Below are 14,533 nucleotides of genomic sequence, written 5' to 3' on the forward strand. Positions count from 1 at the left end.
GATGGGCGCGCCCGACCTGCGAAGATGCTGGACGTGAGCAGTACCGGAACCGAAGTCGCCGACCCCACCTACGCCGTCGGCACCACCCTCGCCGGCACCCGTGGGCGCACGGGGACGATCACCACACCGCATGGTCAGATCCACACCCCCGCGTTCATCCCCGTCGGTACCAAGGCGACCGTGAAGACGGTCCTCCCGGAATCGGTCTCCGCCCTCGGCGCCCAGGCCGTGCTCGCCAACGCCTACCACCTGTATCTGCAGCCGGGGCCGGAGATCATCGACGCGGCCGGCGGGCTCGGCGCGTTCATGAACTGGCGGGGGCCCACGTACACCGACAGCGGCGGCTTCCAGGTGATGTCGCTGGGCGCGGGGTTCAAGAAGGTCATCTCGATGGAGGCCACCGGCACGCCCGACGACGACCTCACCGCCAACGGCAAAGAACGGCTCTCGCGGGTCGACGACGACGGGGTGACCTTCAAGTCGCACCTCGACGGTTCGGCGCATCGCTTCACGCCGGAGGTGTCGATGCAGATCCAACACCAGCTGGGCGCCGACATCATCTTTGCCTTCGACGAGCTGACCACCCTGATGAACACTCGCGAGTACCAGGTGAATTCGCTCGAGCGCACCCGGTTGTGGGCGATTCGCTGTCTCGCCGAACACAATCGGCTGAGCGTCGAACGCGCACACCGGCCGCAGCAGTCGCTCTGGGGTGTCATCCAGGGCGCCCAGTACGAGGATCTGCGGCGCAAGGCCGCTCGCGACCTCGTCGCCTTGAGCGAGGCGGACCGCGCGGCCGGCGGAAAGGGCTTCGGCGGCTACGGCATCGGCGGAGCACTCGAGAAGGACAACCTCGGCACCATCGTCGGCTGGGTCAACGACGAACTCCCGGAGGACTCCCCGAAACACCTCTTGGGGATCAGTGAACCCGACGACATCTTCACCGCCATCGAGAACGGCGTCGACACCTTCGACTGCGTATCGCCGACCCGGGTCGCCCGCAACGGTGCGATCTACTCACTCGACGGCCGGTACAACGTCACGAATGCCAAGTATCGCAGTGACTTCCGGCCGCTCGACCCCGAGGTCGAGAACTACACCTCGCAGTACAGCCGGGCCTACCTGCATCATCTGTTCAAGGCGAAGGAAGGCCTCGGCCCCACGCTGGCGACGCTGCACAACGTGTCCTTCATCGTCACGCTCGTCGACCGGGCCCGCCAGGCCATCGAGAACGGCACATACACCGAGTACCGCGACGAGTTCCTCCGGCGTTACTACGGAGGTCCCCGGTAGGCGTGACCATTGCTCAGAACGGTGGCGGGTTGGCGTCGTTCCAGCGCTTCTCGGCGCGTTGGTGGCGTCGGAAGTCGTTGTCGCGCTGGGTGTTGAGTCTGTCTCGGGCGGGGTGATCGGGTGACCGTCTGGGGAAGAGCTTGTTGAACAGGTCGCGTCCGCTGAAGGCGTTGCCGACGAACATGTGCCCGGTGGGTGTGGTGAACCAGGCGGTCTGGAGTTCGTCTTGGTGGTCCTGCCAGCTGGTGAAGGTCTTGATGCGGTGATGGAACCGGCACAGCGGTTTGAGGTTGCGCGCATCGGTCGGGCCACCGCGACGCGGGTCGGCGTGGTCGAAGGGTTCGGTGTGGTCGAGATCGATCTGCCAGACCGGGGCGTTGCAGCCGGGGAAGGTGCAGCACAGTTCGCCGGCGCGCACCAGCGCCTGCAGCTTCTTCGAGGGGGTGTATCGCGTTGTCGAACTGTCCGCGTCGGGAGGCGGTGAACCGTCGGGTGCGTCGGGTGCGGGATGGATGTAGGTGCGGCGGGCTTCGGCGAGGAGTGTTCGGGCGGTGTCGGCGTCGATGATGCCGTGGCGGTCGAGGAAGGCGGGGTCGTCGTCGAGGCCGATCAGGGTCGACAGGTTCACCACGATGTGGAAAGTCGCGCGCGGCGCGGGTGAGTCCGACGCCGAGGCGGCCGGCGCGGCCGGGTCATCGACAACGACGTCGGCTGACGGGTCGACGTCGTTGTCCGCATCCACCATCTCAGCAGCTGATGTAGGCGGCTCGGCGGTATCCACTGTCGCTGCGTCGAGGTCTGGTGCTGTGTCGGGTTCGGTTGCGGTGATGACACAGTCGTCGCAGAGGCAGGTGATGGCGGCTTCACCCCGGGCGAGCGCTTTCAGAGCGTCGACTCGGCGGTTGGCCAACTTTCGAGGGTCACCGGCGTGGACCGCGGTGGCCATCGCCGTCAGGCGGGCGTCGAACTCGGCGGCATCAGCATTGGGCAGCGTGCCGGAGATCCGGGACTGCCCGGGTGTGAAGCGATCGGGGCTCACCGTCACCTTGCGATCACCCTTGACGCGTTCCTTGCGTCGACGGACCGCGTCGGGCGCCCACTTGGCGACGATGGAATCGACCATGGCGGTGAACCGCGCCGTCGACATCGGTGCGCGGGCGAAGATCGCCTCGGCCAGATGGGCGTCCACGGTCTGCATCTCTTCGTCGTCGGTGATGAGATCGGTGCGCTTGAGCGCGATGAGGAAGCGGCGCTTGTCGATTCGACCACACGCGAGTGCGTGTCCGGTAAAGGAGAGTCGGTAGCGCAGTGCGTCGCCGGCCTCGATGAGATCTTTCGCCTCGGCCGGCGTCACCGTGAGGGTGGCACCGACTTCGGCGATGGCCTGCTCGAGCCCGTTCGGCCCGAACTGCTCGTAGGGGTTCTCGCCCGCGGCCACTCGCGCGGACAGGTGCTCGAAGGCTTCGATGGAGTCGAGTTCGCCGTTGTGCGTCTCGGCGCGGCGCTGCGCGTAATCCATCTCGCGTTCGTCGTGAATGAGGCTGGCAACGACCATCATTCGATGCGCGGACGCTGCTGCCAAGCCCGCGCAGTGATTCAGGACCTCGACGAGTTCAGAAGCGGAGAGTTCGTGGTCGGGACGAAAGCGCGGCTCGACCGACTCCTGCGATGGGTCCACCGATGTGAATCCGGCCCCCGCCCCCGATGACATACCTCCACGATACTCGAACATACGTGCGAGTCAAGGGTGGTCTCTGGATTTCTCGGGGTGGTCTGGCAATCGAATCACGCCGCACCGACAGGAGTTACGCGTCGCCTCGGTGGCCTCGACGGACGCGGCGTCCTCGCTTCGCTCGGTCGACGCTGCTCGACCAGCGGGACACTGCGGCGCTGCTCGACCAGCGGGGCACTTCGACGCGGCTCGACCAGCGGGACACTGCGGCGGTGCTCGACCAACAGAGGGCGGCGCACCACAACGAGCGACGGCGGACGGGCGTCAGCGCGAGTCCTCGGCAACCATCCGTTCGCGGATGCCGCCGGCGACCCCGGTGCTGTCCGGGTTGGGGTCGTGGATCGCACCCGCGTGCGGCTCGACCGGTGTCCCCTTCTCGGTCTCGGACTTCGCCGTCGCCGCGGAGGACCGCTCGGTGATCCCGGGCATGAGATGGTGAGAAGCGTTGGCGGCCTTGGCCTTGTAGCCGACCGGTTGGTCCAGCTTCGGGTCGGTGCAGGCTGCCACGATCGCGTCGACCACGATCTGCGGATCGTCCATCGCGGACATCCGCGGTTCGTGTCCGGTGTAGTTGGCGGCGTGGACCCACCATGGGGTGTCCACGGCCCACGGCATGATGGTGCCGACCTTGATGGCGTCGTCGCCGGCCATGCGCAGCTCTTCGCTGATCGAGTGCCCGAGGCTCCGAACCGCCGCCTTCGTTGCGGCGTAGGTGTTCTGGAGTGCGATGGGTACCTCGCTGTCGACCGAGCCCACGTTGATGAGTGTGCCGCGACCCTGCGACCGGAAGACGCGCAGCGCCGCATGTGCGCCGTAGATCAGGCCCTTCAGGTTCACGTCGACGAGGCGAGCGTGGTCCTCGATCGGGATGTCCCAGAAGTATCCGACCGCGCCGACGCCGACGTTGTTCACCCACACGTCGATCGACCCGAACCGTTCGAGCGCGGCGGACGCGAGATGGGCGACGGCACGCGGATCGCTGACATCGGTGGGCACCGCCAGCGCCGACCCGCCCTTGCCGGTGATCTCTGCGACGACCTCGTCGAGGACCGCGGTTCGACGCGCCGCGACGACGACGTTCGCGCCGAGTTCTCCGAGTCGCACCGCGGCGCCGCGTCCGAATCCGCTCGACGCGCCGGCGATCACGACGGTGGAGCCGTTGATTTCCTTGTTGTCTGTCATGGTGATCGCCTACCCGAGGCGGGGTTCACCAAACCGAGAGGAGGCGCGCTCAGCCCGCGGCGCGGGACTGCCGGAAGGACTCGATCGCGGCGAGATCGTACGAGTTCGCCCCGGTCCCGATGCCCTGGGCGACGTGCGCGGCCACCGCGCAACCGAGTTCGGCGGAGTCGGCGAGACCGAGCCCGCGCAGGCGGCCGGTCAAGAACCCGGCGGAGAACGAGTCGCCGCAACCAGTGGTGTCCACGACGTCCACCTCGAACGCCGGCACCGTGACCACATCGTCGCCGGTCACGACCAGCGCGCCGTCGGCGCCGCGGGTGAGCGCCACGCAACCGACACCGCGGTCCAGGAGCGCCCGTGCGCCGTCGGTGAGGTCGTCGGTTCCGGTCAGTCCCCGGGTCTGCTCGTCGTTGGGCAGCAGGTAGTCGAGGTGGGGAAGTGCGTCGGCGATCCACTCGAGAAGGCCGGGGTCGCCACCCGACAGCAGATCGGCCGACGTCGTGATCCCGCGGTCGCGCGCCCGGCCGAGGAGCACGGCGGCGACCGCGCCGCCGAGGAACTCCGGGCCGCCGAGGTGCAGGTGGTCGAGCCCGGTCAGCGCGTCTGCACCCAGGTCGTCGAGCGTGAACTGCGCATTCGCCCCGATGCAGTGCCACGCGGGACGGTCCCCGTTGGGTTGCACGGGTATGACCGATGACGACGTCTGGACCCCGGGCTTCGGAACCAGGCCGCCGGTGTCGACGCCTTCGGCGTCCAGCAGTGCGGTCAGCGAACGCCCGATCGTGTCGTCGCCGATCGCTCCGTGGGTCCGGACCGTGGCGCCCAGCCGACTGAGGACGAGCGCGGTTCCGCCCGCGGTGCCGGCGGCGGAGAAACCGATGGACTGGACGAGCGCGCCGTCGGACCCCGCCGGGATGGACTCGATCCCGACGACGTGGATGTCCAGCACATGGACGCCCACGGTTGCGATCGTCGGCGGTTCGAGCCGCGGTGAGGGTGTCACGTCCGGTTCTCCTTGGGTGTCCCGTAGTCCAGCCGGATCGCCTGGGCGACAGTGGACTGCTGTTGGTCCTCGGTGAGTTCGCGAGGCCGGCCCATGCTGCTGGTCCGGTGAAAGAGGGTCGCGAGCCACTCCAGCAGCAGGGCGTTCTCCACCGCGTGGGCCAGGCTGGAGCCGCGTGCCACCGAACCGTGGTTCGCCATCAGCGCGACCTGGGTGTCGACCAGCGCGTCGGCGACGATCCCGGCGAGCTCCGGGCTCCCGAACGTGGCGTACGGCGCGACCGGGATGGCACCGCCGAGGCCGAGTTGTTGGTAGTGAAGCACCGGTAACGAGGTCAGTCCGCTGACGCAGGCGACCGCGGTCCCGAAGGGTGCGTGGGTGTGGACGATCGCCTGTGTGCCGGTTTCCTCGTAGACGCGGAGGTGCAGGTCCAGCTCGGACGACGGCGCGATCGGCCCGTCGACGACGTCGCCGGCAAGGGACACCACCGTCACGTCGGTCGCGGCACAGTTCGCGAGCACGACCCCGGTTCCGGTGATCGCGACGTGATCGCCCGCACGCGCCGACACGTTGCCGGAGGTGCCGATCAGCAGACCTTCGGCCGCCAGCCGTCGAGCGGCTGCGGCGACCTCGTCGCGTATCGACGGGTCGCTCATCGGCCGAATGCGTCGGTCCGCACTCCGCGGAGAAGGATCGCCGGGCATGTCGCGGAACTCGGAGCGCATTCGGTACGTTGGGACCACATACCGGACATTTACGCACATGCCTTTGCTCCCGGCACCCGGTATGAAACACCCGAGCACCAGCGAGAGAGACGATGAGACGCGGAAAGCGCCGAAAACGCCGACGACACCAGTCGGCCCCCTGTTGTGAATTGAATGACCCGGGTGTTCCGCCCGGCCCCGACACCGGGACGGTCTCATGCTGACCCTCCTCGGAATCGGACTCGGAATCCTGGTGGTCTTCCTGATCACCGCCCTCACCGGTTACTTCGTGGCCCAGGAATTCGGCTACATGGCGGTCGACCGGTCCCGCCTCAAAGCCCGTGCCGAAACCGGTGACGCCGCCGCGAGACGCGCGCTCGCGGTCACCCGCCGCACGTCCTTCATGCTCTCCGGCGCCCAGCTGGGCATCACTGTCACCGGCCTGCTCGTCGGCTACGTGGCCGAACCCCTGATCGGTTCCGGCGTCGGCGAGCTGCTCGGCGGCGTGGGTATCCCGGTGGGCGTGGGTGTCGCGATCGGCACGATCATCGCGATCATCTTCTCCACCGTCGTGCAGATGGTCTTCGGTGAGCTGTTCCCCAAGAACCTCGCCATCGCCCGGCCCGAGCCGGTCGCACGGTGGCTCGCCCGTTCGACGACGATCTACCTGGCCGTATTCGGTTGGCTCATCGCATTGTTCGACAAGTCGTCGAACCTGCTGCTGCGAGCGCTGCGCATCGAGCCCGTGCACGACGTCGAGCATTCGGCGTCGGTGCGCGACCTCGAGCACATCGTCGCCGAGTCCCGCGACGCGGGTGACCTGCCCGACGAGCTGTCCGTCCTGCTCGACCGTGTGCTCGAATTCCCCACGCGCACCGCAGAACACGCGATGATCCCGCGACCGAACACCGATCATGTCGACGCCGATCTGGCGGCGGGTGAGGTGCTGACACTGATGAGCACCGGCCACACGCGGTACCCCGTGCTGGCCGGCGGTGACGACGAGGTAAGCGGCGTGATCCACCTCCAGGACCTCCTGGAGTGGAGCTACGCGCTGAAAAAACAACCGCCGCAGGCTGATTCGTCGGCCACCGCGGTAGACCTGTGTCGTCCCGCGGTGGTGGTGCCCTCGACGCTCCCGCTGCCCGAGGTGTTGGAGACCCTCGCGGACGCACATGACGAGATGGCGGTGGTCATCGATGAATACGGCGGCTTCGCCGGGGTCGTGACCGCCGAGGACATCGCCGAGGAACTGGTCGGCGAGATCGACGACGAACACGACTCCGAGGCGACCGTCGCGATCGAGGAGAGCCCCGAGGGATGGCGCGTGCGGGGTGACGCACACGTCGACGAGGTCTCCCGGACCGTCGGCTGGGACCTCCCCGAAGGCGACTACGAGACGATGGCCGGACTGGTGATCGCCGAATTCGTCGGACTCCCGGAGGTCGGGGACACGGTGACGATCGAGATCGATCCCGATCCGTCGACCCTGCTCGAAGACGACGAGGCGCCACCCCGCACCGTGCGGGCCACGGTCCTCGAAGTCGACAAGCGCGTCCCCGCTCTGCTGTCGATGAGCGTGGCACACAACGACAACAACCCGGGCGAGAAGAGCCCGGACGACACGAACCGGGGCGAGAAGAAGAACCCGGCCGAGAACGGAGAGGAGAGCGACAATGGATAACCCGTGGGTCGTCGCGGCTGTCACCGTGGCCCTGATCGCGTCCAGCGCCTTCTTCGTCGCGGTCGAGTTCGCCCTCATCGCCGCGCGTCGGCACCGGCTCGAAGACGCGGCTGCGACCAGCGGCAGCGCCCGCGCAGCTCTGCGCAGCGCATCAGAACTGTCGGTGCTGCTCGCCGGGTCGCAGCTCGGCATCACGGTGTGCACGCTCGCACTGGGTTCGGTCACGAAACCCGCTGTGCACCACTGGCTCACGCCGCTGTTCGCCGGGTGGGGTCTGCCGTACTGGTCGGCCGACGTGATCGGCTTCGTCCTCGCCCTCGTCATCGTGACGTTCCTGCACCTCGTCGTCGGTGAGATGGCGCCGAAGTCGTGGGCCATCGCCCACCCCGAGAAGTCGGCGATCATGCTCGCGATCCCGATGCGCGCCTTCATGTGGGTGACCCGTCCGTTCATCGTCCAGCTCAACCACCTCGCCAACTGGTGCCTCAAGCGCGTCGGCGTCGAGCCGGTGGACCAGGTCGCGACCGGGCAGGACAGCGACGCCCTCCGCCACCTGGTGGAGCACTCGGCCACCGTGGGCACACTCGACGAGCGGTACCACGCCCACCTGACGAGTGCCCTGGAACTGGAGTCGTTGACCGTCGGCGACGTCGTGACCCCCAACGACCATCTGGCCGTGGTCGGTCCGGCCGCGGACGCCGATGAGATCCAGACGGCCGGCCGGACCTCGGGCCACCTGCGGCTGCTGGTGCGCGACGATGCGTCCGGGGCGCCGGTCCGCGGTGTCGTGCATGTGCGCGACAGCCTGGCCGCGTCGCCCGGCACCACGGCGGCCGATCTCATGCGCCCGGTCCTGAGCGTCGAGTCGGCGCAGCCGGTGTACGAGACGCTCACCGCCATGCGGGAACAGCGCGCCCACCTCGCGCTCGTCACCGATGGGGGCCGCGCGGTCGGACTCATCACCATCAACGACGTGCTCCAGCGGTTGCTGGCGACCACGGCGTAGGAGGCGGTCGGGGCGCAGGGTGGGCCGCTAGGTCCACTCGTCGGCCGTCAGGAACCACGGTTCGGCCGGCAGCGCGGCGGGGTCGAACCGGTTCGCCAGTTGCTCTGCGCGCACGGGCTCGTCCCGGCCGCCGAGCCCCAGTGAATGGGCGATGCGGGACAACACGGTCGACGTCGCCACCCCTGCGGCGGCGAGGTCGGCCAGGGTCACCGCCCCGTCCCGCTTGCTGAGCCGGATTCCGTTGGCGTTGAGCACCATCGGGACGTGCGCGTACGTCGGTGGGGCCTTCCCGAGCAGCGCCGCCAGGTAGGCCTGCCGGGGCGCCGACGACAACAGATCGTCCCCGCGGACGACCTGGTCGACGCCCTGCGCGGCATCGTCGACGACGACGGCCAGGTTGTAGGCCGGGGTGCCGTCGTTGCGCAGCAGCACGAAGTCGTCGACCGCGCCCATGTAGGGACCGTGCAGCAGGTCATCGACGCCGTACTCCCGGACGTCGGCCCGCAGCCGGATCGCGGGTGGCCGGGTGGCACGGCGTTCGTCGCGTTCGGCGGCGGTGAGGTCGCGGCACGTGCCCGGGTAGGCGCCCTGCGGCGCATGGGGTGCGGACGGCGCGTCGAGGATCTCTCGGCGGGTGCAGAAACACTCGAAGGTGCGGCCGGCGTCGCGCAGGTCGTCGAGGACGGCACGGTATGCCTCCAGCCGGTCGGTCTGGTGGACGACGGGCGGGTCCCAGTCGAGGCCCAGGGCCGCGAGATCGGACAACTGCCGGGAATCCGCGCCCTCGACGGCTCGGTCGAGATCCTCCATCCGGATCAGGAACCGCCGGCCGGTGGTCCGCGCGAAGAGCCAGGCGAGCAGGGCGGTCCGCAGATTGCCGACGTGGAGGTCCCCGGAGGGGGAGGGCGCGTACCGGCCCGCTCGCTGCGTCGACACCGCGTCGAGATTACCGGTCGGCGATGAGAATCCGCGCCGCGGCCGGTCTGCCTGTAACGGCACGGACGACGACACGCCGGGTGTGCGGCGGCGCGTAGGCGTTGCGGTCCCGTCGACGAGTGAGGAACGATGAGTTTCATGGATCTCCCGGTCATGCCGCCTGTTGCGCCGATGCTGGCCAAGGCGGTGACCAGCGTGCCGCCGCAGCCCGACGGTTCGGTGGCGTGGTCGTATGAACCCAAGTGGGATGGTTTTCGCGCGTTGGTCTTCCGCGACGGCGACGAGGTGACGATCGGATCGCGAGGCGGCAAGGACCTGGCCCGGTACTTCCCCGAGATCGTCGCGGCGGTGAAGGACGAACTGCCCGACAAGGTGGTCCTCGACGGTGAGATCGGGGTGCCGGCGCTGATCGGCGACACGCATCGGCTCGACTGGGATTCGCTCGCGCAGCGCATCCATCCGGCGGAATCGCGCGTCACCATGCTCGCGGAGAAGACACCGGCGATCTTCATCGGATTCGACGCGCTGGCGCTGGAGTCGACGAGCGTGATGGGCGAACCCTTCGAGGTGCGCCGGGAAGCGCTGCTGCGGGCCGTCGGTCCGGGCGGGCGGGACCGTCGCGTGCATGTCAGCCGGGTGACGAGCGACCCCGCGGTCGCCGAGGACTGGTTCTCCGCCTTCGAAGGTGCCGGGCTAGACGGTGTCGTCGCCAAGCGACTCGACGGCGTGTACGTCGAGAACAAGCGGGAGATGCTGAAGCTCAAACACAAACGGACCGCGGACTGTGTGATCTTCGGGTATCGAATCCACAAGTCGGGCACCGGGATCGGGTCGATGCTGCTCGGACTGTACGGCGACGACGGCGAATTGCGGATGGTCGGTGGGGCGGGTGCCTTCTCCGACGCCAAGCGGATCGAGTTGCAGCAGATGTTCGAGCCGATGCGGCTGGACCCGGAGAGGGCGTCGCCGGGCGAGCCCACGCGGTGGCGTTCGGAGAAATCGGGGGAGTGGATCCCGATCCGTCCGGAGCTGGTCGCGGAGTTCGCATATGACCAGATGGAAAACCATCGCTTCCGGCACACGGTGAAATTCCTTCGCTGGCGGCCCGATCGAGAACCGGGGAGCTGCGGCTACGACCAGCTCGACGTCCCGCTGACCTACGATCTCCACGACGTCCTCGAAGGAGAATGACCATGGCATCTCGTTCGCCCGCGGAGGAACTCGACGTCGACGGGGTCGCCGTCCGGATGAGCAACCCGGACAAGATCTACTTCCCCGAACTCGGCGAGAACGGCGGCCGCAAGCGCGATCTCGTCGGGTACTACCGCACCGTAGCACTCGGCGACACGGGTGGCAGGGCCGACGACAGCGGCGACGGACCGCTGATGCGCGCCACCCGCGACCGCCCGACCTTTCTGCAGCGCTTCCCCGACGGCGTCGAGGGCGAGGAGATCTACCAGAAGCACATCGCGAAGAAGCGGCCGGAGCATGTGCGGTCCACCCCGATCGTGTTCCCCTCCAAGCGAACTGGCGATGCGATCCGACCCACGGTGCCCGCGGATCTCGTGTGGGGCGCGAACCTGGGCACCGTCACCTTCCACACCTGGCCGACCCTGCATCCCGACAACGACCATCCCGATCAGCTTCGCATCGACCTCGATCCGCAACCCGGCACGACCTTCGAGGATGTGCGGCGGGTCGCGCTCGAAGGACTGAAGCCGCTGCTCGACGAACTCGGGTTCACCGGTTTCGTGAAGACCTCGGGCGGTCGGGGAGTACACGTGTACGTGCCCATCGAGCCGCTCTGGGACTTCATCGCGACCCGACGCTGCGTCATCGCGATCGCCCGCGAGCTCGAACGCCGCGACCCGGACGCGGTCACCACATCGTGGTGGAAAGAAGAACGCGGAGAACGGATCTTCATCGACTACAACCAGAACGCCCGCGACCGCACGATGGCATCCCCGTACTCCGTTCGACGCAGCGCCCGCGCCCGGGTGTCGACGCCGGTGACGTGGGACGAACTCGCCGACGTCGATCCGGACGACTGCACCATCGCGACCGTCCCGAAGCTCCTGGAAGATCGCGGCGACCCATGGGCCGACATCGCCGACCACCGGCGCGGCGTCGAGAAACTGCTGGAGATGGTCCAGGCCGACGACGCAAACGGCCTGGGCGACATGCCTTATCCGCCCAGCTATCCCAAGATGCCGGGCGAGCCGCCGCGCGTACAGCCGAGCAAGAAGGTCGCCGAGCACTGGGATGAGCAGGGCAACCGACGCTCCGACGGCTGATGCCTGGGTTCCGTATGGGTCAGCGGCGCAGCGCCTCGGCCGCCCAGGTCGCGAAACTCTGCCAGCCCACATCAGGGAACCGGCGGTGCAGCGTCGGGATGTCGACCTCGTACCCGCGGTCGCCGAGGAACGTGAACATCGCCCGCATGTCCTCGGACTCGATACGTTCGGGATCGTAGGACTCCGCCGTGACGGTGGTGCCGAGAACGTCGCCGATGATGCGCGCCATCTCCTCGGGCGTCGGCTGATCGGACGCGAGGTCGATGCGCTGGCCGACGTGGACGTCGGGCGCGGCGAACAGGGTGGCGACGAGTCGGCCGAGGTCGCGCCGCGAGAGTTGTTGCAGCGGCTTGTCCGCGGGCATCGCGATCGGCATCACGCCCGCCGCGAGCGCGTCGGCTCCGCCGAGCAGGTTGTCGAAGAAGTAGGCCGGGCCGACGATCGTGTGCGGGATCTCGGTGGCTGCCAACATCTGCTCGACCTCGAACTTGGAATCGAAATGCGGCACGCCGGTCTGACGATCGGCCGAGGCCACCGAGGAGAACACGAGGTAGGGGATCGACGCGGACGTGGCGGCTTCGATCAGCGCACGACCCTGACCGATCTCGGCCTCGACGCCGGATTCGAACGGGGTGGTGAGCGCGAACACACCCGCGGACCCGGTGAACGCCTCGGTGAGGCCCGACCCGCTCACGATGTCGCCGACGGCGAGTTCGACGCCTCGGTCGGCCAGGCGTGCCGCCTTGCTCGACACCGCGTCCCGCACGACGGCGCGGACCGGGAAACCGGCCTCGAGCAGCGCGTCGAGCACGGCGCCGCCCTGCCCTCCGGTGGCTCCGACGACAACGACAGGGGAGGAATCGGCCATGTCGTCGACCCTAGCGGTCACACTCGACGGCCGGACGGTTTGGGTGAGTGCGCCGTCGGCGGCTATCATCTCGACGTTGGAGGATTCGCCTAGTGGCCTATGGCGCTCGCCTGGAACGCGGGTTGGGTTAACAGCCCTCAGGGGTTCGAATCCCCTATCCTCCGCCACCGAAGGTCCGCTGTGACACCCGTCTTTCCGGGTGACACCGCGGACCTTCGTCGTATCCCCGAGCGTGCGGGCCGAGTGCGATCGAGCCGCGCGGACCGGTTCGAGGACCCCGGCTCCGGCCGCCGGAACCCCTCGCTACACTGGACGACGGATCCCGCGCGGCGTGCATCCTGTGAACTCCCCCAGGGCCGGAAGGCAGCAAGGGTCAACGGGCTCTCTCGGGTGCGCGGGGTCCCCTATTTTCCCGATACGAAGTTTCAGGTCAGGGGCGTCGGCCACCCGCACCGGCGTCGAGCCGCGAGAGGGCCAACGTTGAATTTTCACTCGATGAGTGCCGACCAACTCCGGAACACCCAGACGGAACTGACCAAGCAATACGAGGCGCTGCGCGCGCTGGGTCTCAAGCTCGACCTCACCCGCGGCAAGCCGGCCCCCGAGCAACTCGATCTCTCGAACGGTCTCCTGTCGCTGCCCGGTGACGAGTTCCGAGACGGCGCGGGCACCGACACCCGCAACTACGGCGGACTCAACGGACTGCCCGAGTTGCGCGGCATCTTCGGGGAACTCCTCGCCGTCGACCCCGACAACCTGCTCGCGCTCGGCAACTCGAGCCTCGAGATCATGCACGACCTCACGGTCTTCGGGCTGTTGCACGGCACCGCCGACTCCGACGAGCCGTGGGGACGTCAGACGATCAAGTTCCTGTGCCCGTCGCCCGGTTATGACCGCCACTTCGCGATCACCGAGAGCTTCGGCATCGAGATGATCCCGGTGCCGATGCTGCCCGACGGTCCCGACGTGCGGGTGTGCGCCGAACTCGTCGCCGCCGACCCGAGCATCAAGGGCATGTGGGCGGTGCCCACCTACTCGAACCCGACCGGCGTCACCTTCTCCGAGGAGGTCACCCGCGGGTTGCTCGAGATGTCCGCGGCGCCGGACTTCCGGATCTACTGGGACAACGCCTACGTCGTCCACACGCTGGTGGAGACCCCGCCGACGCCGCTGCCGATCCTGGAGATGGCGGCGCAGGCCGGGCACCCGAACCGCGTGTACGTCCTCGGCTCGACGTCGAAGATCACCTTCGCCGGCGCCGGCGTCTCGTTCTTCGGGTCGTCGCCGGAGAACCTGGCCTGGTTCAGCAAGTACCTGTCGCTGAAGACCATCGGACCCGACAAGGTCAATCAGCTGCGTCACCTCAAGTTCTTCGGCGACGCCGACGGTGTGCGGGCGCACATGGCCCGCCACCGGGAGATCCTCGCCCCGAAGTTCAAGCTCGTGCTCGACATCCTCGAGGACCGGCTCACGGAGTCGAAGGTGGCGTCGTGGTCGGAGCCGGAGGGCGGCTACTTCATCAGCCTCGACGTCGTCGACGGCGCGGCCCGACGCACCATCGAGCTGGCCAAAGAAGCCGGTATCGCGCTCACCGCCGCCGGATCGGCGTTCCCGTACAAGACCGATCCGCACGATCAGAACATCCGACTCGCACCGACGTTCCCGAACACCGACGACCTGCGGGCTGCGATGGACGGGGTGTCCACGTGCGTGCTGCTGGCCGCGGCGGAGACCCTGCTCGCCCGCTCCAGCTGACCCGACACGCCGATCCCGGCGTTAGATTGCTCTCATTCTCCGGCGAGTGCGCTGGCGTGCGCACCACTTTGTGACA

12 protein-coding genes, 1 tRNA gene and 1 other RNA gene are annotated in these 14,533 nt (G+C 68.2%); 8 read left to right on the forward strand and 6 right to left on the reverse strand.

Annotated elements, in window-relative coordinates; translation table 11 throughout:
• The first annotated feature begins 24 nt into the window (after window positions 1-24).
• Entirely contained in the window at window positions 25-1,293 is a 1,269-nt protein-coding gene (gene tgt, locus JW364_RS00925; protein WP_058251139.1) for a tRNA guanosine(34) transglycosylase Tgt, read from the forward strand.
• Window positions 1,294-1,306: 13 nt separating this feature from the next.
• On the opposite strand, the gene JW364_RS00930 is transcribed toward tgt, so the two are convergent.
• From JW364_RS00930 to JW364_RS00945, 4 genes are all read right to left on the reverse strand, one after another.
• Window positions 1,307-3,004, reverse strand: coding sequence for an HNH endonuclease signature motif containing protein (locus JW364_RS00930; RefSeq protein WP_165630731.1), 1,698 nt, complete (start codon window positions 3,002-3,004; stop codon window positions 1,307-1,309).
• 285 nt (window positions 3,005-3,289) lie between these two features.
• Window positions 3,290-4,207: an SDR family oxidoreductase gene (locus tag JW364_RS00935; RefSeq protein ID WP_078111811.1), complete on the reverse strand. Its 918-nt coding sequence runs from the start codon at window positions 4,205-4,207 to the stop codon at window positions 3,290-3,292.
• A 49-nt stretch (window positions 4,208-4,256) separates the two neighbouring features.
• Window positions 4,257-5,210 carry a carbohydrate kinase family protein gene (locus JW364_RS00940; protein ID WP_078111810.1) on the reverse strand — a complete coding sequence of 318 codons (954 nt, stop codon included), beginning with the start codon at window positions 5,208-5,210 and terminating at the stop codon, window positions 4,257-4,259.
• Window positions 5,207-5,866 carry a class II aldolase/adducin family protein gene (locus JW364_RS00945; protein WP_078111809.1) on the reverse strand — a complete coding sequence of 220 codons (660 nt, stop codon included), beginning with the start codon at window positions 5,864-5,866 and terminating at the stop codon, window positions 5,207-5,209. The genes JW364_RS00940 and JW364_RS00945 overlap by 4 nt, the downstream gene beginning before the upstream one ends.
• A gap of 265 nt (window positions 5,867-6,131) precedes the next feature.
• Here JW364_RS00945 and JW364_RS00950 point away from each other — a divergent pair, with 265 nt between their 5' ends.
• Together JW364_RS00950 and JW364_RS00955 are read left to right on the forward strand one after the other, a co-directional pair.
• Entirely contained in the window at window positions 6,132-7,598 is a 1,467-nt protein-coding gene (locus JW364_RS00950; protein WP_058251033.1) for a hemolysin family protein, read from the forward strand.
• A complete protein-coding gene (locus tag JW364_RS00955; protein ID WP_058251034.1) occupies window positions 7,591-8,604 on the forward strand; it encodes a hemolysin family protein in 1,014 nt (337 codons plus the stop codon). Before JW364_RS00950 ends, JW364_RS00955 begins: the two co-directional genes overlap by 8 nt.
• A gap of 27 nt (window positions 8,605-8,631) precedes the next feature.
• Here the strand turns inward: JW364_RS00955 and gluQRS are convergent, their stop codons facing one another.
• Entirely contained in the window at window positions 8,632-9,540 is a 909-nt protein-coding gene (gene gluQRS / locus JW364_RS00960; RefSeq protein ID WP_078111808.1) for a tRNA glutamyl-Q(34) synthetase GluQRS, read from the reverse strand.
• A 138-nt stretch (window positions 9,541-9,678) separates the two neighbouring features.
• Here gluQRS and JW364_RS00965 point away from each other — a divergent pair, with 138 nt between their 5' ends.
• Together JW364_RS00965 and JW364_RS00970 are read left to right on the forward strand one after the other, a co-directional pair.
• Window positions 9,679-10,731, forward strand: coding sequence for an ATP-dependent DNA ligase (locus JW364_RS00965; protein ID WP_078111975.1), 1,053 nt, complete (start codon window positions 9,679-9,681; stop codon window positions 10,729-10,731).
• Window positions 10,732-10,733: 2 nt separating this feature from the next.
• Entirely contained in the window at window positions 10,734-11,834 is a 1,101-nt protein-coding gene (locus JW364_RS00970; protein WP_078111807.1) for a DNA polymerase domain-containing protein, read from the forward strand.
• Window positions 11,835-11,853: 19 nt separating this feature from the next.
• Here the strand turns inward: JW364_RS00970 and JW364_RS00975 are convergent, their stop codons facing one another.
• Window positions 11,854-12,702 carry an NmrA/HSCARG family protein gene (locus JW364_RS00975; RefSeq protein WP_078111806.1) on the reverse strand — a complete coding sequence of 283 codons (849 nt, stop codon included), beginning with the start codon at window positions 12,700-12,702 and terminating at the stop codon, window positions 11,854-11,856.
• Window positions 12,703-12,780: 78 nt separating this feature from the next.
• Here JW364_RS00975 and JW364_RS00980 point away from each other — a divergent pair.
• The 3 genes from JW364_RS00980 (at window position 12,781) to JW364_RS00990 (ending at window position 14,457) form a co-directional block, all read left to right on the forward strand.
• A tRNA-Ser gene (locus tag JW364_RS00980) sits at window positions 12,781-12,869 on the forward strand.
• A 147-nt stretch (window positions 12,870-13,016) separates the two neighbouring features.
• Window positions 13,017-13,111: signal recognition particle sRNA small type (gene ffs, locus JW364_RS00985), an RNA gene on the forward strand.
• 71 nt (window positions 13,112-13,182) lie between these two features.
• Window positions 13,183-14,457, forward strand: a complete 1,275-nt coding sequence (locus tag JW364_RS00990) for an aminotransferase class I/II-fold pyridoxal phosphate-dependent enzyme (RefSeq protein WP_058251038.1) — start codon at window positions 13,183-13,185, stop codon at window positions 14,455-14,457.
• Window positions 14,458-14,533 lie beyond the last annotated feature (76 nt).

This window comes from Gordonia sp. BP-119, from assembly GCF_016924115.1.
Classification (GTDB): Bacteria; Actinomycetota; Actinomycetes; order Mycobacteriales; family Mycobacteriaceae; genus Gordonia; species Gordonia hongkongensis.